The sequence below is a fragment of the Thermoplasma volcanium GSS1 genome (genome assembly GCF_000011185.1).
In the GTDB taxonomy this organism is placed as follows: Archaea; Thermoplasmatota; Thermoplasmata; order Thermoplasmatales; family Thermoplasmataceae; genus Thermoplasma; species Thermoplasma volcanium.
The window spans coordinates 32388-46978 of sequence record NC_002689.2 but is presented as its reverse complement, the minus strand read 5'-3'; the positions used below and the strand labels follow the sequence as shown (position 1 = coordinate 46978).

The 14591-nt window shown below is 40.3% G+C and carries 13 protein-coding genes and 1 pseudogene; 6 read left to right on the top strand and 8 right to left on the bottom strand.

Annotation, left to right across the window (positions count from 1 at the left end; genetic code table 11):
- Positions 1-7: 7 nt before the first annotated feature.
- Entirely contained in the window at positions 8-712 is a 705-nt protein-coding gene (locus TVG_RS00225; protein WP_156769030.1) for a tetratricopeptide repeat protein, read from the bottom strand.
- Positions 713-994: 282 nt separating this feature from the next.
- Between TVG_RS00225 and TVG_RS08875 the strand changes: the two genes are divergently transcribed.
- The 4 genes and pseudogenes from TVG_RS08875 to TVG_RS00205 all read left to right on the top strand — a co-directional run bounded on the left by TVG_RS08875 (position 995) and on the right by TVG_RS00205 (position 2865).
- A complete protein-coding gene (locus TVG_RS08875) occupies positions 995-1162 on the top strand; it encodes a zinc ribbon domain-containing protein (protein ID WP_083755856.1) in 168 nt (55 codons plus the stop codon).
- An 85-nt stretch (positions 1163-1247) separates the two neighbouring features.
- Positions 1248-1814 (top strand): annotated as a pseudogene (locus tag TVG_RS00215) (zinc ribbon domain-containing protein); the annotation flags it as partial.
- 96 nt (positions 1815-1910) lie between these two features.
- A complete protein-coding gene (locus tag TVG_RS00210; RefSeq protein WP_241760289.1) occupies positions 1911-2177 on the top strand; it encodes a hypothetical protein in 267 nt (88 codons plus the stop codon).
- An 88-nt stretch (positions 2178-2265) separates the two neighbouring features.
- Positions 2266-2865, top strand: coding sequence for a hypothetical protein (locus TVG_RS00205; RefSeq protein ID WP_010916298.1), 600 nt, complete (start codon positions 2266-2268; stop codon positions 2863-2865).
- 23 nt (positions 2866-2888) lie between these two features.
- Here TVG_RS00205 and TVG_RS00200 read toward each other — a convergent pair whose 3' ends face one another.
- Both TVG_RS00200 and TVG_RS00195 read right to left on the bottom strand, forming a co-directional pair.
- Complete coding sequence (locus tag TVG_RS00200; RefSeq protein ID WP_010916297.1) at positions 2889-3173, bottom strand: ferritin family protein; 285 nt, start codon at positions 3171-3173, stop codon at positions 2889-2891.
- A gap of 187 nt (positions 3174-3360) precedes the next feature.
- Entirely contained in the window at positions 3361-3873 is a 513-nt protein-coding gene (locus tag TVG_RS00195) for a hemerythrin domain-containing protein (RefSeq protein WP_010916296.1), read from the bottom strand.
- A 60-nt stretch (positions 3874-3933) separates the two neighbouring features.
- Between TVG_RS00195 and TVG_RS00190 the strand changes: the two genes are divergently transcribed.
- Positions 3934-4218, top strand: a complete 285-nt coding sequence (locus TVG_RS00190; RefSeq protein WP_241760288.1) for a hypothetical protein — start codon at positions 3934-3936, stop codon at positions 4216-4218.
- Entirely contained in the window at positions 4208-4822 is a 615-nt protein-coding gene (locus TVG_RS00185; RefSeq protein ID WP_010916294.1) for a DUF99 family protein, read from the top strand. The genes TVG_RS00190 and TVG_RS00185 overlap by 11 nt, the downstream gene beginning before the upstream one ends.
- Positions 4823-4830: 8 nt before the next feature.
- Here the strand turns inward: TVG_RS00185 and TVG_RS00180 are convergent, their stop codons facing one another.
- The 5 genes from TVG_RS00180 to TVG_RS00160 form a co-directional block, all read right to left on the bottom strand.
- Entirely contained in the window at positions 4831-5604 is a 774-nt protein-coding gene (locus TVG_RS00180) for an ATP/GTP-binding protein (protein ID WP_010916293.1), read from the bottom strand.
- A gap of 4 nt (positions 5605-5608) precedes the next feature.
- Positions 5609-8854 carry a DNA polymerase II large subunit gene (locus TVG_RS00175; protein ID WP_010916292.1) on the bottom strand — a complete coding sequence of 1082 codons (3246 nt, stop codon included), beginning with the start codon at positions 8852-8854 and terminating at the stop codon, positions 5609-5611.
- Positions 8855-8939: 85 nt separating this feature from the next.
- Entirely contained in the window at positions 8940-9269 is a 330-nt protein-coding gene (locus TVG_RS00170) for an SCP2 sterol-binding domain-containing protein (protein WP_010916291.1), read from the bottom strand.
- 889 nt (positions 9270-10158) lie between these two features.
- Entirely contained in the window at positions 10159-11784 is a 1626-nt protein-coding gene (locus TVG_RS00165) for a CTP synthase (RefSeq protein ID WP_173024201.1), read from the bottom strand.
- A gap of 325 nt (positions 11785-12109) precedes the next feature.
- The gene (locus tag TVG_RS00160; RefSeq protein WP_010916289.1) at positions 12110-14482 is read right to left on the bottom strand and encodes a valine--tRNA ligase; all 2373 of its coding nucleotides are present in this window, start codon (positions 14480-14482) and stop codon (positions 12110-12112) included.
- Positions 14483-14591: the final 109 nt, after the last annotated feature.

Here is a 14591-nt window from a genome sequence, read left to right as displayed (position 1 = left end):
ATATTTATTATTTATTTTGCCTCTTCATATTTATTTGGGCCATTAGTCTGGCTGCATCTGGGTTGCCAGGATTAAGTTTCTCAACCTCCTCTATGACTGGCCTGGCCTCTTCGTACCTCTTCATTTTTATCAATAATTCAGCCTTCATAGCAAGATAATTGTAGTTTGCTGGAACTACTTTTATTGCCTTATCTACAGTTTCAAGCGCTTCATCATATCTTCCGAGCGATGTTAGCGCTTCGTATTTCTTGTAAACGTATATTTGATCGGTGTAGTCGAGATCTGCTGCCTTGGAATAGTCTTGAATGGCCTTTTCTATTTCGCCAAGCTTCCAATAAACGTTGCCCCTATTATAGTAATAGTCTGGCAGGTCATCTTCTAATCGAATAGCACTGTTGAACTCCTCGAGCGCTTTCTCATAATTCCCCATGTCCTCATAAACTGATCCAAGCGCATTATGATAGTCTGATGAATTTGGATCAAGCGATATACTCCTCTCAAAATCCTCTATTGCTTGGTCATACGCCTTCATTGAGTAGTAAGCCATGCCCCTGTTATGATATAGGTCTGCGTCATCGTTTATTATAGATATAGCTTTCGTGAATTCCTCAACGGCCTTGTCATATTTCCCAATATTGAAATAGGATATACCTCTTTCATTATAATCGTCTGCTAGCTGTTCCTTATTGTTAAGTTTGAACTCATCCACCATGAATATACCTTTCTTCAAATACATAAATGATTATTCAACTTTTTGTGTTGAAGATGTTGTCAATTCTTTAATAATTTCTTCCATTAATTTGCATGCAAATTTAGATGCGGTAGCTATATATCTTTATGTCTACGCTTTTGAGTGCATAGTTCACTATTTTTATTTTTCTGACGGCCTTAGGCATTATTTGTACAAAGTGTAGAATGAATCTAGCGAGAAAGCACTACCTTGATTGGGGAGCTAAATTGCGAACAGAATATATCGATAAATTATGTTTAATCCATTCCCGTAACTTATGCAGATACCAGAAACACGTCGAAAGAGTGTTCTAGATGTGGAAGCATAGGGAATAGGGAAGTCAAATCATTCGATTGTCCAGTGCGTGGACACGTTTACCACGCAGACGTTTATGTGTGCAAGGGAAATACTAAGGACAGTTGCGATTCATGAACGTCCGAAGCTTTAGTGAGGAGGATATCTGCGTTAAGGCTAACCTTGCATTATTGAATTGAGGTTATTAACAAAGCACCCTTGACATGAAAAAAGGAAGAGGTTTCTGAAGCATGCCCTTAACAGTATGGTAAGGAAGATAATGGAGGAGTTTAAGAATAAAGGCGTAGGTGAGATCGCCATAGGCTATCCTAAAGAGATAAGCAAGGATCACGGAAACAAACTCACGGTTAACTTCTGGAACTACGGTTACATCATTAGACGTTTTGAGGGGGTTGGTGAGGAGTTAGGTGTTAAAGTGGTTAAGGTAGACGAGGCGTGGACTTCTAAGACCTGCTCCCTATGTGGGGAAGCCCATGATGATGGGCGTATTAAGCGTGGTCTCTATAGGTGTCTCCGCATAGGGAAGGTAATAAACGCAGACCTGAATGGTGCAATAAATATCCTACATATCCCCGAGTCCCTAGGAGCTGGGAGCAGAGGGCAACTCACAGTGAGGGATAGGGGTAATGGGCTGAAGACCCAGCCCGCGGTCTACCGCTGGACGAATGGAGCGGGGTGGGTGTCCTCACCCACTAGCTATGAAGTGATGAAAATGAAGGCGGTAAACTGCAAACCAATGAATCGCCACAAGGGAACCCTCGCCCTTTAGGGCGGGAAGGAGGTCAGATAATACCACATCTAATCACCTTCGTTAAATCAAATAGTAAATATACAAGATTTCAATGAAAGCGGGAATAACATGGAAATGATTGAAATAAAGAAAGGTGGAAAGTATACTGTTTTATCCAACAGTGGCAAAGATGAACCACTCATTACGGAAGGAGAATTCGTTGGCTATACCATAATTGGAGAGGAAGGAGCTGTATGCTTCAGAACTCGTGGTGAAGACGGCAAAAGTGTTCTAAGATTAATACCTGTATCGAATCTTATCTCTATAGAGTTTTCAGAGGATGAACTTGTTACGAAAAAAGCAGAAGGCAATGAGAGAGAAAAGACAAACTATATAAGCTAGATTATGCAAAAGCTTCCATTCGTACTTTAATTCACTCAAATCAGAATTAGAAACGTTTACTATAAATAGATATTAAAAATGCATAGCTATGCTGTTGATCCTCAGTGAGTACTTTAAAGAACATCCAATAAAGCAGAGAATAATCGAGGGTCTCTACAGATCCGGCATCTCGGTGAAGGAGGGTCGTTTCTTTGCCAACGATGTTGAAATATCTATAAGCGAAATAGCAAAGACTTTTGGTGTGAACAGGAAAACTGTTTATGATACGGTTAAGCTCGTAGAGGGAAACTCCCATCTTAAAAGAGTAATGGAATCAATAATGCCAATGGCAGATGTATCGAACGTCGCACTGTTAACAGGAAATCAGATCATCACTGTTTATACCACTCTTGGCCACTATCCTACTGTATGGAAGGACGTTTTCATGGCTATTTCTAAGTATGGATGCTACATTCGGGAGATTTTCTCAAGAAATATGAGCCAAGATGAATCCTTCATAAGGATAATATTTTATAGGCCGATCCCGCAGAAAATAATTGATCAAATAAAGGCTATAGATGGAGCCAGAAATGTAGAAGTAAAGGTATCAAGCGACGTGGACGAAATACTTTGTAGAACTTGTGACATTAAGATTTGCCCAACCAAATACATATCTGATGTTGAAGAAAGCAAAGAAGATCAAGTTTAAAAAATTTGGAGCTTATAGGTCTTTTAGTCCCCAAGCTCCTTCATTTTCTTGTTTGAGAACAGGATTTCATGAAGCTCTTTGTCCATCGCAGGATCGTGCCTTCTAATCCATTCTAACAGCAGAGCTGCGTGCTCCTTTTCGTCGTCTCTGTTATGCTCCATTATGTACTTCAGGTCTTCATCCTTAGTTGCATCGGCTCTTTCGTCGTAGAACATCATAGCTTCGATCTCTTCAATCAAGGACTGCCTGGCCCTGCTTAGATCTTTTATTCTCTCACTAAGGTCCTCTCCACTCTCATATCTAGGCATATTAAAACAATGGCTTGTTAATATAATACATTTTCTGAGCCTCGATAAGTAACATAAAATCACATAAGCATCATTCTAGCGTAATATGCTATATGGAAATCTCATATTTTATAGAATTTTATAGAAATATTATCCTAAAGAAATGAAACCAACAACACCTGTGCAAGAGTATCTTATTAAAGATCAGTTATCTTGTATTTCCAGATATATAATAGATGAAATCCTTGGATATTCCCGTCACACGAACGTACAAGTCCCTGTTAACTGTATCTATTATTGAAATAGCCTCTTTTAAGGCATCTTTCTGCAGTTCCGGATCAATGTTTTTCCACCTTGGAAATATTAGTTCTTCCTCTGAACTGTTATGATCGGTTAAGGTTTTATAGAAGAGCGGAAGCCTAAGCATAAATTTATCATCATCACCATCACGCTTCCACTTTATTAAGTTTGTAGCCAAAGTCTCAATCAGCCTATGATCATTCTTTATTCTTTCAACTGTTGCCTTAAACTGATCCTTATCTTCGTAGTCTACGTCAACTATCACCGGAAAAAGGATCTTTTCTTCGATTTCTACGTGATCTTTTACAAGATAATCGTTAAAGCCCTCGAAGATCTCTAATGAATCCTTCCCATAAAGGAAATTGGATAAAAGTCTTATTGAGGTATGTTCGACCATTAGCAGCTCAGCAAGATCGCACATAAATATCAGTCACATAGTGTTTATGCAAATATTAATGTATCATCTATAAATGAAAAGTATATGCCAATGGTAACTGCTAATGCGGCAGTCAAGGAAATACCGTCTATGGTTCGAAAGTTAAAGCCAGGCTATTCCATAGAGCTGAAAACTTTCAAAAAGGATCGTGGACTGGAAATATCAAAGAATGCAGATGGTAGGATATTTATGAAGGAATTCGGTTTTGTCAACGGAAAGACAGAGATAGACATCAGTGATATTGATCATGTATTCAAAGAAGCGTTCTACAGGGAATTCCCTAGGAGTCACGAAGTTCGATATTCCACAAGGCGCACAGATGGTACATGATGAGGAAAAAATAACAAACATGATACCAGCGATTATTGGCACTCGCCCTAACAATTCAATTGCTCTGCATAAGTCAGGCATTCGCCTTCTTGGCGTGGATGATTCTCCATTTCGAAGGGGCCAGCAGAAATCTTTCATCGTAGGAGTTATAATGCGACTGGATGGTTACATAGAAAAAGTGATGAAAGCCCAAATAACGATCGATGGCAATGACGTTACGGAAAGAATATCAAATATGGCTTTGAAATTCAAAGACATAGTCAGAGTTATAGTGCTTAGTGGCATATCATTTGGCGGGTTTAACATATGCGATATAGAGCTCCTTTTTAAGCTTACAGGCATACCTGTAATATCACTATTTGAGAAGGGGGGAAGCGCCTCGGAAATGATAAACGCTATTAATAAGCACCTTGGCGACCAGGAAAAAATAGGCATACTAAAAAGGCTTAAGCCAATTGCTTTGAACAACAACGGCTACACGATAATGGCAAATCTGGCCGGAATAGAATCAGAAAGTGCGTCTAGGATAATAAGGATGAATACGGTGAGAGGAAAAATGCCAGAAGCCGTGCGTGTACCCGATTTAATAGCAAAGATCCTTTGAAATAAGAATCATTCATTGTAAGTATCGTTGTCCTCTCCGCCTGTAAAGAACATAGACATGTTCGAATATATGTCTTCAAATCCGAAAGAGTCCCTGGACGAGACTGGATATACCTTTGTCATTATGTTGCTCTCCTTAAAAGCCTCAAGGAGATTTAAAAAGTAATCCTTTTCTATGTTTCCCTTTTCATCGATGAACGCCTCATTAAGAAGATCCGGATCCCTCTCCCATTTCTTCACCGTTTCTACATCCTCATCTGAAACGAGATCTATTTTGTTTAGAACGAACATCATCGGCTTGAAGAACCTTGAGAAAACTGAGGCATACAGCATCTTTTGTGCTATAAACCCAGATGGATACGTGGCGAGTGGTGCATCTGCTATATAGGCTATCATTGATTTCTCTCCAGAGATCCTATCCACAATCTCTGTTGATGAAGTTCTAAACGTGAATAGTTCTATCTGGCCTGGTGTATCGACAACAAGGTAATAGTCTTGCAGTTCGTCAGTAAATTCTTTGATCTTATCTGTGAAGTTTATGATCATGTCAGCTGCAACAATCTGTGAGCCGTTTGGGCCCAAGTTATAATCTGACATTATCCCTTCCAGCGATATATATTCCCTTATGTCAAAATCAGGTTCGTAAGGGAGATAGTCTGCGCCCGGATCAAGGTTTATGATCGCAGCATCGAATTCCATCCTTTGAAGCCATTCCTTAAGAGCTCCTGAAAACGTTGATTTGCCAGTTCCAGCTGGTCCTGTAACGTAAAGTGTCCCTATCATCTGTTCAGTACATGTCTAACCCAGTTATTTTAATTGCTGCATCTGGCTTCTCTTCATCGGGGAAAGTTTCTTTTATAGTTCTGGCTAAGTTGTCTATTCTCTCCTTGAGGTATTTCGGTATGTTGTATTCCTTTTCAATTTTTAGTGTTTCATCAAGGTACTTTATAACGCTCCCCTTATGGATGGTTAGCGTAAGGCTATCCGACCCGCACTTCATGCATCTGCCGGATAATGGTATTCTTCTATACTTTGCATTGCATTTAGTACACCTGAATTCCTGTGAAAAAAACCTCCTGAAGTTCCCGTACATGTCTGGCAAGAAGTGTGTCGATATAACACGGGCCGCAACATCATCAGCATCAACTGCCCTGATCCTTCTGGCAAGCCCTAGCTGTTCGCTTATCTTATCATCCATTGTTGCAAGCGTTTTGTAGGAAGATACAAGAACGCCTTTGTTTATATCAGAGGTGTCAAAGGTATACGAAGAATTCCTGTATGTAGCCGTCTTCTTTATGCGAACTTTCATTGTCATCATTGTCTCTTCTAGTTCGGAGGGCGCCGCATGTCTTTCCGTGGCTTCATAAAATATCAGCGGGTATTTTTGGAGAGTATCCACATTGAGGGCCTCTTTATCTATTTCGTCTGGATTGATGAGTACTGATAGAACTAAGGGGGCATCCATCAGTCCGCCAGTGGTAGACGGGAGGTATCTTGCAGAAAAATTGAGAAAACCATCCATCAAAAGCATAACACTGTCTTCATCCCCATCGCAGTTTCTCCTCTTTGCGGCATGGAAGAATGGATGCGCATAGAAAGCATTTACATCTGAAAAACCTATTATTCTCCCAACAACTCCTCCAGAGGTATGTGGTGCAAGGCCTATAACCAAGTGACCTACAAGGTCCTCCTCTGATTTCAGCGAATAAAAAGGAGGAAGTCCGTAATACCTTACTAGCAGATCATCTATGAACTTGGATACATCAAAGAGATATTTTGCGGCCTTTCTTGGTATTATAACATCCTGAGGGAATATTTCGTTGACGTCCTTCACCTCATACCCAAGTTCTGAGAGCTTCTCCTTTGATATGCCTATTTCTTTGTATCTGAAGTGAGTTATAGGTATATCTGACATGTCGAACCTGCATGTGCCATCCTTGTTGACAGATATGCCATGTATTGCTCTAAGTATCCCTTTCTCGATAGGTTCTGCTACCTTCTCCTTTGACATCAGCTTTTTTACACCTTTGAACTCCTTGAGTTCATCCAATTTTATACCGAGTCTGTCTTCAGCCTTCCTAAGTATTACCGACAGATCTATTTCCGAATTCTTTGTGCCGATTGGTTTTGACCTGGAACCGCATTTAGGACATGTAGGAGATGGGCTTTCATAGCCGCATGAAGTGCATCTATAGAAAAACACCTCTGCCTTGTATGTCCCATCCGTTTTTTTATTTGCATTGAGTATGGATCTCCTGGCTTCCCCGTAGCTTTCAACGGGAAAGAGCGAGTGAACCATCGGCTTCATCTTGCGGTCTCCCGCCTTTTCTGGCCTTCCGAGACGAGATCCTACTCTTGTAGGAGCCCTTGGCTTTATAGTTATTCCAGAGAGGTAATTTACAGTCTCTAACACGCTAGATTTCCTTTGGTATGGCTTTACTCTCTTAATTTTGTCTTCAAAGACATCGTATCCTAGCGAGACCAAAAGAGGATAATATTGATTCAACACTAGGAAATTGCCTGACCTTTTGAACTGCACACCAAGCTTTATCAGCACTTCAGATGCTGAGTATGGTATAAGAAAAGAATTATCCGAAAGCCTGCCATTTTCTACGGCAGATATTAAATATTCGAGTTCTTCAAAGGAGATATCATGCCAGTAGTAATCAAAGTCCGGATGTAAAGGTATATTATACTGTCTTGATAATTCAACGGCCCTGAACTGATCTACTTCATTTCCGTCTAAGCCGTCCGGTAAATACTGCATCCACCATTCTTTTGTGAATGAAGCTGTAGGAAGATTATAGTTGTTTTCTAAGAAATCACCGTATGCAATCAATATTTCACCCGCGTCTGTTATCTCCACAACTTCGTCATAGAGTTCTTTGGCCTTTTCAATGTTGTTGATCTTAACGTGATCTCCGTTCCTTAATAGCACTGTAGGACCGTCAATAGTATCGCATGGCGTAACTGCTGCGGCTTTGCCTGGCAGTTCTACTTTTATCTGGGAACCTATGGCTATAAATTTTCCCATTATGTACATTGTAGCAGGGTTAAGGGAAGCCGCAGCTAATCCTGAAACCCTGCTCCTTCCATACCTAAGCCTAAATCCACCTGGCCTGGATGGATGTGAAAATACTGGCCTGCCCGCAACAATATCTTTTAGGAATTTATCTGACTTTTTAGATCCCTTGTCATCTGACTTTCCGCTTATGCTTGAGAGGAAGCTCCATTCTTCAAGGTGCATTGAACTAGTATACTTTAGGATCTTCCTTGCCTTTTGCACAAGCCCTTCGCAGAGGACCAGGCACATCCCCCCTCTGATCCTATTCGTTTTAACTCTTGCCATATCCCTGTGGCCTGAAACTTCCTCCTCCTCGCTTCCCTCCCCGTCTATGCATACTGGGGAGTTCTTTACCACGAGTTTTATCTCATCTGGCGTAGGAAGATATTGTAGATGCTTTATCCTGTCATAGCTCTCAATTTCCTCTATATACCTTTCAATTTCCTCTTCGGTAGGTATATACCTGGTTATGCCAAGTTCACGGCGGACTACATCCCCAATAAGCACACTTAATGCCTGTGCGGTGCCTCCAGCCCCTCTTATGGGGCCGGCATAAGAAATGCCTACGTAGTCACTTCCATCGGCATTTTTCCCTATGTATACATCGGCTATTCCTTCAAGTGGGGCAACTAATATGCCTTCAGTTAGTATCGCCAACCCGACTCTTATAGCCTTATCTAGGGCTTCTTTCTTATTGTCCTTGAAGATATTGGCTACACGTCTGGACATCTCAAGGGATACCTCTTCTCTGCTCATCTTTTTGCTAAGGTCCCTTATTTGATCTGCGATCCCACTTATTCCTATGAGCGCTTCTATTCTTTCAGCCATGTCCGAAGCTAGAGGAATCTCAACCTTGTCGGTTACATCCATACCAAGTTCTCTTGCCTGGCTTGCAAGATCGAAACATTCTCTAACCTCATCGCTGATCTTCTTTCTATAAGATTCGAGATCAAGAACTTCACTCAACATGGTACTATGCAGTATAGTCATACCGTGTTAATAAAGAATTCATGCATAAAAGAGAGCGTTGATGAAAATATTTGGGTTCTATAATCTATTTTAAGAGATCAGATATAAGCAGTTTGTCCATAAGCGAAGCTTTTATCTTTATCTGCTTAGTCAGATATGCAGTGAGGGGGTCAATTTCCTTCGAAAGTATCTTGCTAAACACCTCAGAACTGACCATTACGTTCACATCTGCGTCTATTTTGCCTTCCTCTACATCGCTTAAATGGGCATTTTCTAAGTAGAAATGGTAATTATCTTTGCCGTCGAATTCTAAGTTAACGCTTTTCTTAACGTCTTTCAGCTTTTCTCTGTACTTTGGATCATCCTGAAATTTCTTATTTACTTTCAATACTAGCTGCTGCAAAGTATCCTTCATGGATATACCTCTTCCTTTTCTTCTGACATCCTCTTAAACCTAAAGGTTTTGAGACATCTGTATCGTTGACCGGCTATCCGTATCTTTGTATACGGATACGCGGTAGTTCCGGTCTCTACAGACGCCGACTCAGGAATGTCATCTATGCCTTTATTAAATCTATATTCTTTATTTTTATTGCTTAATCAAGATCAATCTCTATTTAAGGTCCTACACATGACTCTTAAAAACTCCTTCGGAGAGTTTTAAGTTATGGTTATCCATCCATATTTGCTGAATATCTTAGATGATATGTCGAACATATCTATATGGATAATTTCTTCTGTTCTCAATTTTTATACCTTTCAATGGAATAGCTAAGATCTTTAATCCTAGGGCTAGGTCTATAATTTCATTGCCTTCGCTTTAAAATTCAATCTGATCTGTATTAGGCTCTAGGAATTAACTTCGTTAAGCTGACCTTATTGTTATTTCAATGTTTATAGATCCATTACAATGTTAAAAGCAGCCAAGGATTTTCTGTCTTCTTTTTCTTTTACTTTTTGTTTAAGAAAATAAGTATATACGAATATATTTAGACCAAAACGCTTTGCAATTAAGGTTTTTATTTGTTATTCTGATAAATCTTTATTTTAGGGCTTTCAATACCATTTACAAAAATGGGGGTAAGGGTGGCGGAAGGCCTCGCCATTCACGGCTGGGATGTGTAGCCTTCTTATAAAATGTTTAAATACTTTTTTCGTAAAGAATATTCAATGGGAGTGGTTGGCTGAGCCACTCAATTGCCACTCAGATGAGGGATGTAAACACGAATCGATTGGAAAAACACCCTCCTTTTAGGGCGGGGGAGGAAGTCAGATAATTAATGTACAGGGAAGGTGATGTAGTTTCAAACTGAAGATCGAAGTTTTACCGCTTCCCCTATATCCTTATTTTTTTTATAAATCAATGCCTGCTGTACTAGATGGAGATGTACTCGTGAAGGATTAAGTGGCCTTGATTTAAACTCACTGTGATACTGGGTTGCTATGAAGCTCTCATCTCCCTTCTTCTCAAGAATCTCCATTCTTATCCCGTCTTCATCAGTACCAGAGAAAACAAAACCAGCCTTTTCTATTATGCTAATGTAGTTGGGGTTGACCTCGTATCTGTGCCTGTGCCTTTCATATATCGTATCTGTCCCGTATATTCTCTTAGCTAAAGTTCCGTCTTTAATCAATACTTTCTTGCTGCCTAGCCTCATCGTGCCGCCCAGATCTTTTATTCCTTTCTGCTCAGGCAGTATGTCTATTACAGGATATTTCGTTGCAGGATCGAATTCTGTGCTGTTTGCATTCTGTAAGCCTATAATGTCTCTAGCTATTTCTATCACTGCAACCTGAAAGCCAAGGCAAATTCCCAAGAACGGGATGTGGTTTTCCAGTGCAAATCTTGTGGCAGCAATTTTTCCTTCTACTCCTCTGTAGCCAAATCCACCTGGGATAAGGATTGCATCCACATCGCTAAGCATGCTTTGGTCGTCCTTTACCTTCTCAGAATCCAGCCACTTTATGTCTACAGCTATTCCCGTATTTCCGGTAACATGGGAGAAAGCCTCCTTGTGGCTTATGTATGCATCATGCAGATCTACATACTTGCCAACTATTGCTATCTTAACTCTGTCCTTTGGATGCTTTATATTTTCGGTATAGGCCTTCCAGCTGTCTCTGTACTTTATCTCTTTCCCGGAAAGCTTTGAAAGGTACGATATGAAGCCTTCATTTACCATGACCTCAGGCAGCAGGTATACATTTTCAACGTCATAGACACTTATAATGCCCCCCTCAGGTACGTCTGTAAAGAGGGATATCCTCTTCTTAGTCTCCTCAAGAAGTCTGTTCTTAGACCTTGCAAATATTATGTCTGGTTGTATTCCTATTTCACGCAGCGCCTTTACGCTGTGCTGCGTAGGCTTTGTCTTCTGTTCTTCTGTTGGCCCTATCTCTGGAACAAGCGTTACGTGGGCAAATATTACATTGTTCTCCTCTCTTTTTAGCTGCCTTACAGCTTCGAGGAATGGCATAGACTCTATATCACCCACAGTGCCCCCAACCTCAATCAAAACGAAATCTGCTTTACTTGAAGTAGCAACGTCTCTGATCCTCCTTTTTATCTCATCCGTTATATGGGGGATTATTTGAACTGTCTTACCGAGATAATCGCCATGCCTTTCCTTCTCTATTACTTCTAGGTAAACTTTTCCCGTCGTAATATTGTTCTTCCAACTTAGGTTTATATCCATGAATCTTTCGTAGTTCCCAAGGTCGAGATCAACCTCACTCCCGTCGTCAAGGACAAACACCTCTCCATGCTGGTATGGATTCATTGTACCAGCATCGTAATTTATATATGGATCTATTTTCACAGAAGACACTTTAAAACCTGAGTCTTTTAAAATATGACCAATACTGGAGGTTATAGTCCCCTTTCCAAGGCCTGATATCACACCACCAGTTACAACTATGTACTGCATTATGGATAAACACAGACCCGTTAATTAATTTTTTTCAATGGTAGGTATTGTCATTTTTTAAGTTCTAAATGGATCGATATCTCAAGCGAAACCATGAAATACTGTTAGTAGATTTATATATGGAATGATATATTTGTCATAGCGAAAGGTGTTCGTGCATGTTCGAAACGAACTATTAAAGCTAGTCAAGTAAAGATGTGAAGCATACAAAAGATACGGAAAATATTACAGGAAGTCAAACGTCAACGGACATTTGACAGGACCCAATGGTGAATAATAATATGATGAAATTTTATAAATTTTTTAAAAGAAATCAATATAACGGGCATTAAGGTTCCACAGAAACCTCAAGCTTATCTGAATCCTCAATATCAATTGATCCTATCCTCATCATCCTGGAAAGCATGTCTCGGTACTTTTCTGCAATAGAAGCATTGCACTTTATTAAGGCTTTCCTCACCGGCGTACCTACTGATACTTTCGCATTGGACTTAGCTGCCCTTATTTTATCTATGATTGAAGTTACGTATCTCACCTCTGAAGCCTCAACGTATTCCCTATTTTCCATAGGCCAGCAGTCAATATGTACGCTCTTCTTCTTACCTTCAATTTCTATGCTCTGATAGATCTCTTCTGTGATGAATGGCATGATCGGAGCGTACATCTTCACCACATCTCTCATTACTTTTGAAGCTGTGTAAATTGTCTCGTCAACAGTACCTAGATCATTTTTTTCGTTTGCGGCTTGAACTATGGCCTTTATCATTTCAAGATAGTTGTCGCAGAACGTATTCCAAAAGAATACATCTAAAGCGCTTCTTGCCTTAGAGACCTCGTAATTGTCCATACTATCTGTGACCAGCTTCACCACTTTTGACTCTTCGGTCAATATCCACAAATTCACTGGATGCTTTGGTTCATCTACATTCTTCAGAGGTCTGCCATTCCTAAGTATGTCTATAAGTCTGTTGGCGTTGTACATCTTTATTACTGTTCTCCTGCCTCTAACAAAGTCCTGTTCCTTGACCCTTATGTCTTCCCCTTGCGAAACGGTAGAAGCCCAAAATCTAAGTGCATCGGCTCCGTATTTATCAGTTATTGCGTAAATGTCGACTATGTTGCCCTTGCTCTTGCTCATTTTTTCTCCATACATGTCGAAAACGTTTCCGCTTATCATCAAAGTAAGCCATGGTATGGTGTTGTCATGGATCTTTGACCTGGCTATTGTTGTAAAAGCCCAGAACGATATGATATCATGGCCCTGCCCCCTCAGATCCTCAGGATAATATTTATCAAATAGTCCAAAATGAGACAAAGCTATCCTGGGAGTAAGTGACGATGTAGCCCATGTATCCATTACGTCCCTCTCAGGCACGAGATTGCTAGAACCACACTTATCACACCTTTTGCTAGGCGGCTGCAGCCTTGGATCAACAGGAAGATCCTTATCGTCTGCAAAGACCGTATTTCCACAATCTGAGCAGTACCATACTGGAAAAGGGACACCATAGTATCTCTGTCTTGATATGCACCAGTCCCATTTCAGGCCGTTAACCCAATTTTCATATCTTGTGCGCATGTAATCAGGTATCCACTTAACAGCCCTGCCGCTGTCTATAAAATCTTTCTTTAAATCTAAATATCTTATGAACCACTGCTTCTCTATAAATATCTCAACAGGAGTGCCGCATCTTTCGTGGGTATTCACAGAGTGCTTTATATCCTCTTCCTTTACTACGAAACCTTCTGACTTAAGAAGCTCTATTATTTTCTTCCTCCCATCATTTATGGATAATCCATTTAGCGGCCCTGCATTTTCATTCATCTTTCCGTCTTTATCTATGCTTATCCTCAGCGGGAGGGAGTATTTCTTCCATAGATCCAGATCGTTCTGATCTCCAAAGGTACAGACCATCTCAGCTCCTGTACCAAAATCCTTGTCTATGCTCTCGTCGCCCATTATCGGCACTTTATGGCCGAACAGCGGTACAGTGGCCTCCCTGCCAATTATATTTTTATATCTTTCGTCTTCGTTGTTAACAAAAAGCGCCACGCAGGAACCAAGGAGTTCAGGCCTCGAAGTCGCAATTGTTAGCTTTGATCCTTCCACATCAAAGTTTATGTAAACAAGCTTCGATTTGAGCATCTCATCTTTCATTTCTATTTGTGAAATAGATGTCTTACAAGTTGGACATCTGATTGTTGGGGCTAGGTCCCTGTAAACACGGTTTTTCTTTACGAGATCCAGGAACATACTCTGCGATATTTTAACCGATTCCGGAGAACTTGTAACATAATAGTCTTTAAAATAACACGACATGCCCATTCTTTTCCAGCCTTCTATCAGTGCCTTTTCACTGGCCTGGCTGAATTCCCTGCACAGGTTAATGAAGTGTTCTACATTCCCATCTGTAGGCTTAATACCAGTTTCCTTTTCTACGTATCTTTCGGTTGCAAGGCCGTTATCGTCAAAACCCCATGGAAAGAAAACATGATAGCCACGCATCCTCTTGTATCTTGCTATGAAATCTATGTGCGAGTAGGAGAAAGAGTGCCCCATATGCATTTTACCCGATACAGTTGGTGGTGGAGTATCAATAGTGAAAACCTTTTCTCTCTCTGAAGGGATGAATGTGTAAATATCGTTATCTTCCCAATATTTAAGCCATTTTTTTTCCATTTGGTCTATATCTAAATCCATCTTTCTCTTAATGGACAACGTTTTAATTAATTTAATGTGATTAATGATTATGCATTGAAATTATTGCATTTCAATAACATCAGAATAAAGATTTTGCGACTTAAATTGC

Coding starts and splice junctions, on each gene's coding strand:
- TVG_RS00205 (WP_010916298.1), top strand. CDS start 2,266: ATGCTGTTGATCCTCAGTGAGTACTTTAAAGAACATCCAATAAAGCAG.
- TVG_RS00180 (WP_010916293.1), bottom strand. CDS start 5,604: ATGATAGGGACACTTTACGTTACAGGACCAGCTGGAACTGGCAAATCA.
- TVG_RS00170 (WP_010916291.1), bottom strand. CDS start 9,269: ATGAAGGATACTTTGCAGCAGCTAGTATTGAAAGTAAATAAGAAATTT.
- TVG_RS00185 (WP_010916294.1), top strand. CDS start 4,208: ATGGTACATGATGAGGAAAAAATAACAAACATGATACCAGCGATTATT.
- TVG_RS00190 (WP_241760288.1), top strand. CDS start 3,934: ATGCCAATGGTAACTGCTAATGCGGCAGTCAAGGAAATACCGTCTATG.
- TVG_RS00210 (WP_241760289.1), top strand. CDS start 1,911: ATGATTGAAATAAAGAAAGGTGGAAAGTATACTGTTTTATCCAACAGT.
- TVG_RS00195 (WP_010916296.1), bottom strand. CDS start 3,873: ATGTGCGATCTTGCTGAGCTGCTAATGGTCGAACATACCTCAATAAGA.
- TVG_RS00160 (WP_010916289.1), bottom strand. CDS start 14,482: ATGGATTTAGATATAGACCAAATGGAAAAAAAATGGCTTAAATATTGG.
- TVG_RS00225 (WP_156769030.1), bottom strand. CDS start 712: ATGGTGGATGAGTTCAAACTTAACAATAAGGAACAGCTAGCAGACGAT.
- TVG_RS00175 (WP_010916292.1), bottom strand. CDS start 8,854: ATGTTGAGTGAAGTTCTTGATCTCGAATCTTATAGAAAGAAGATCAGC.
- TVG_RS00200 (WP_010916297.1), bottom strand. CDS start 3,173: ATGCCTAGATATGAGAGTGGAGAGGACCTTAGTGAGAGAATAAAAGAT.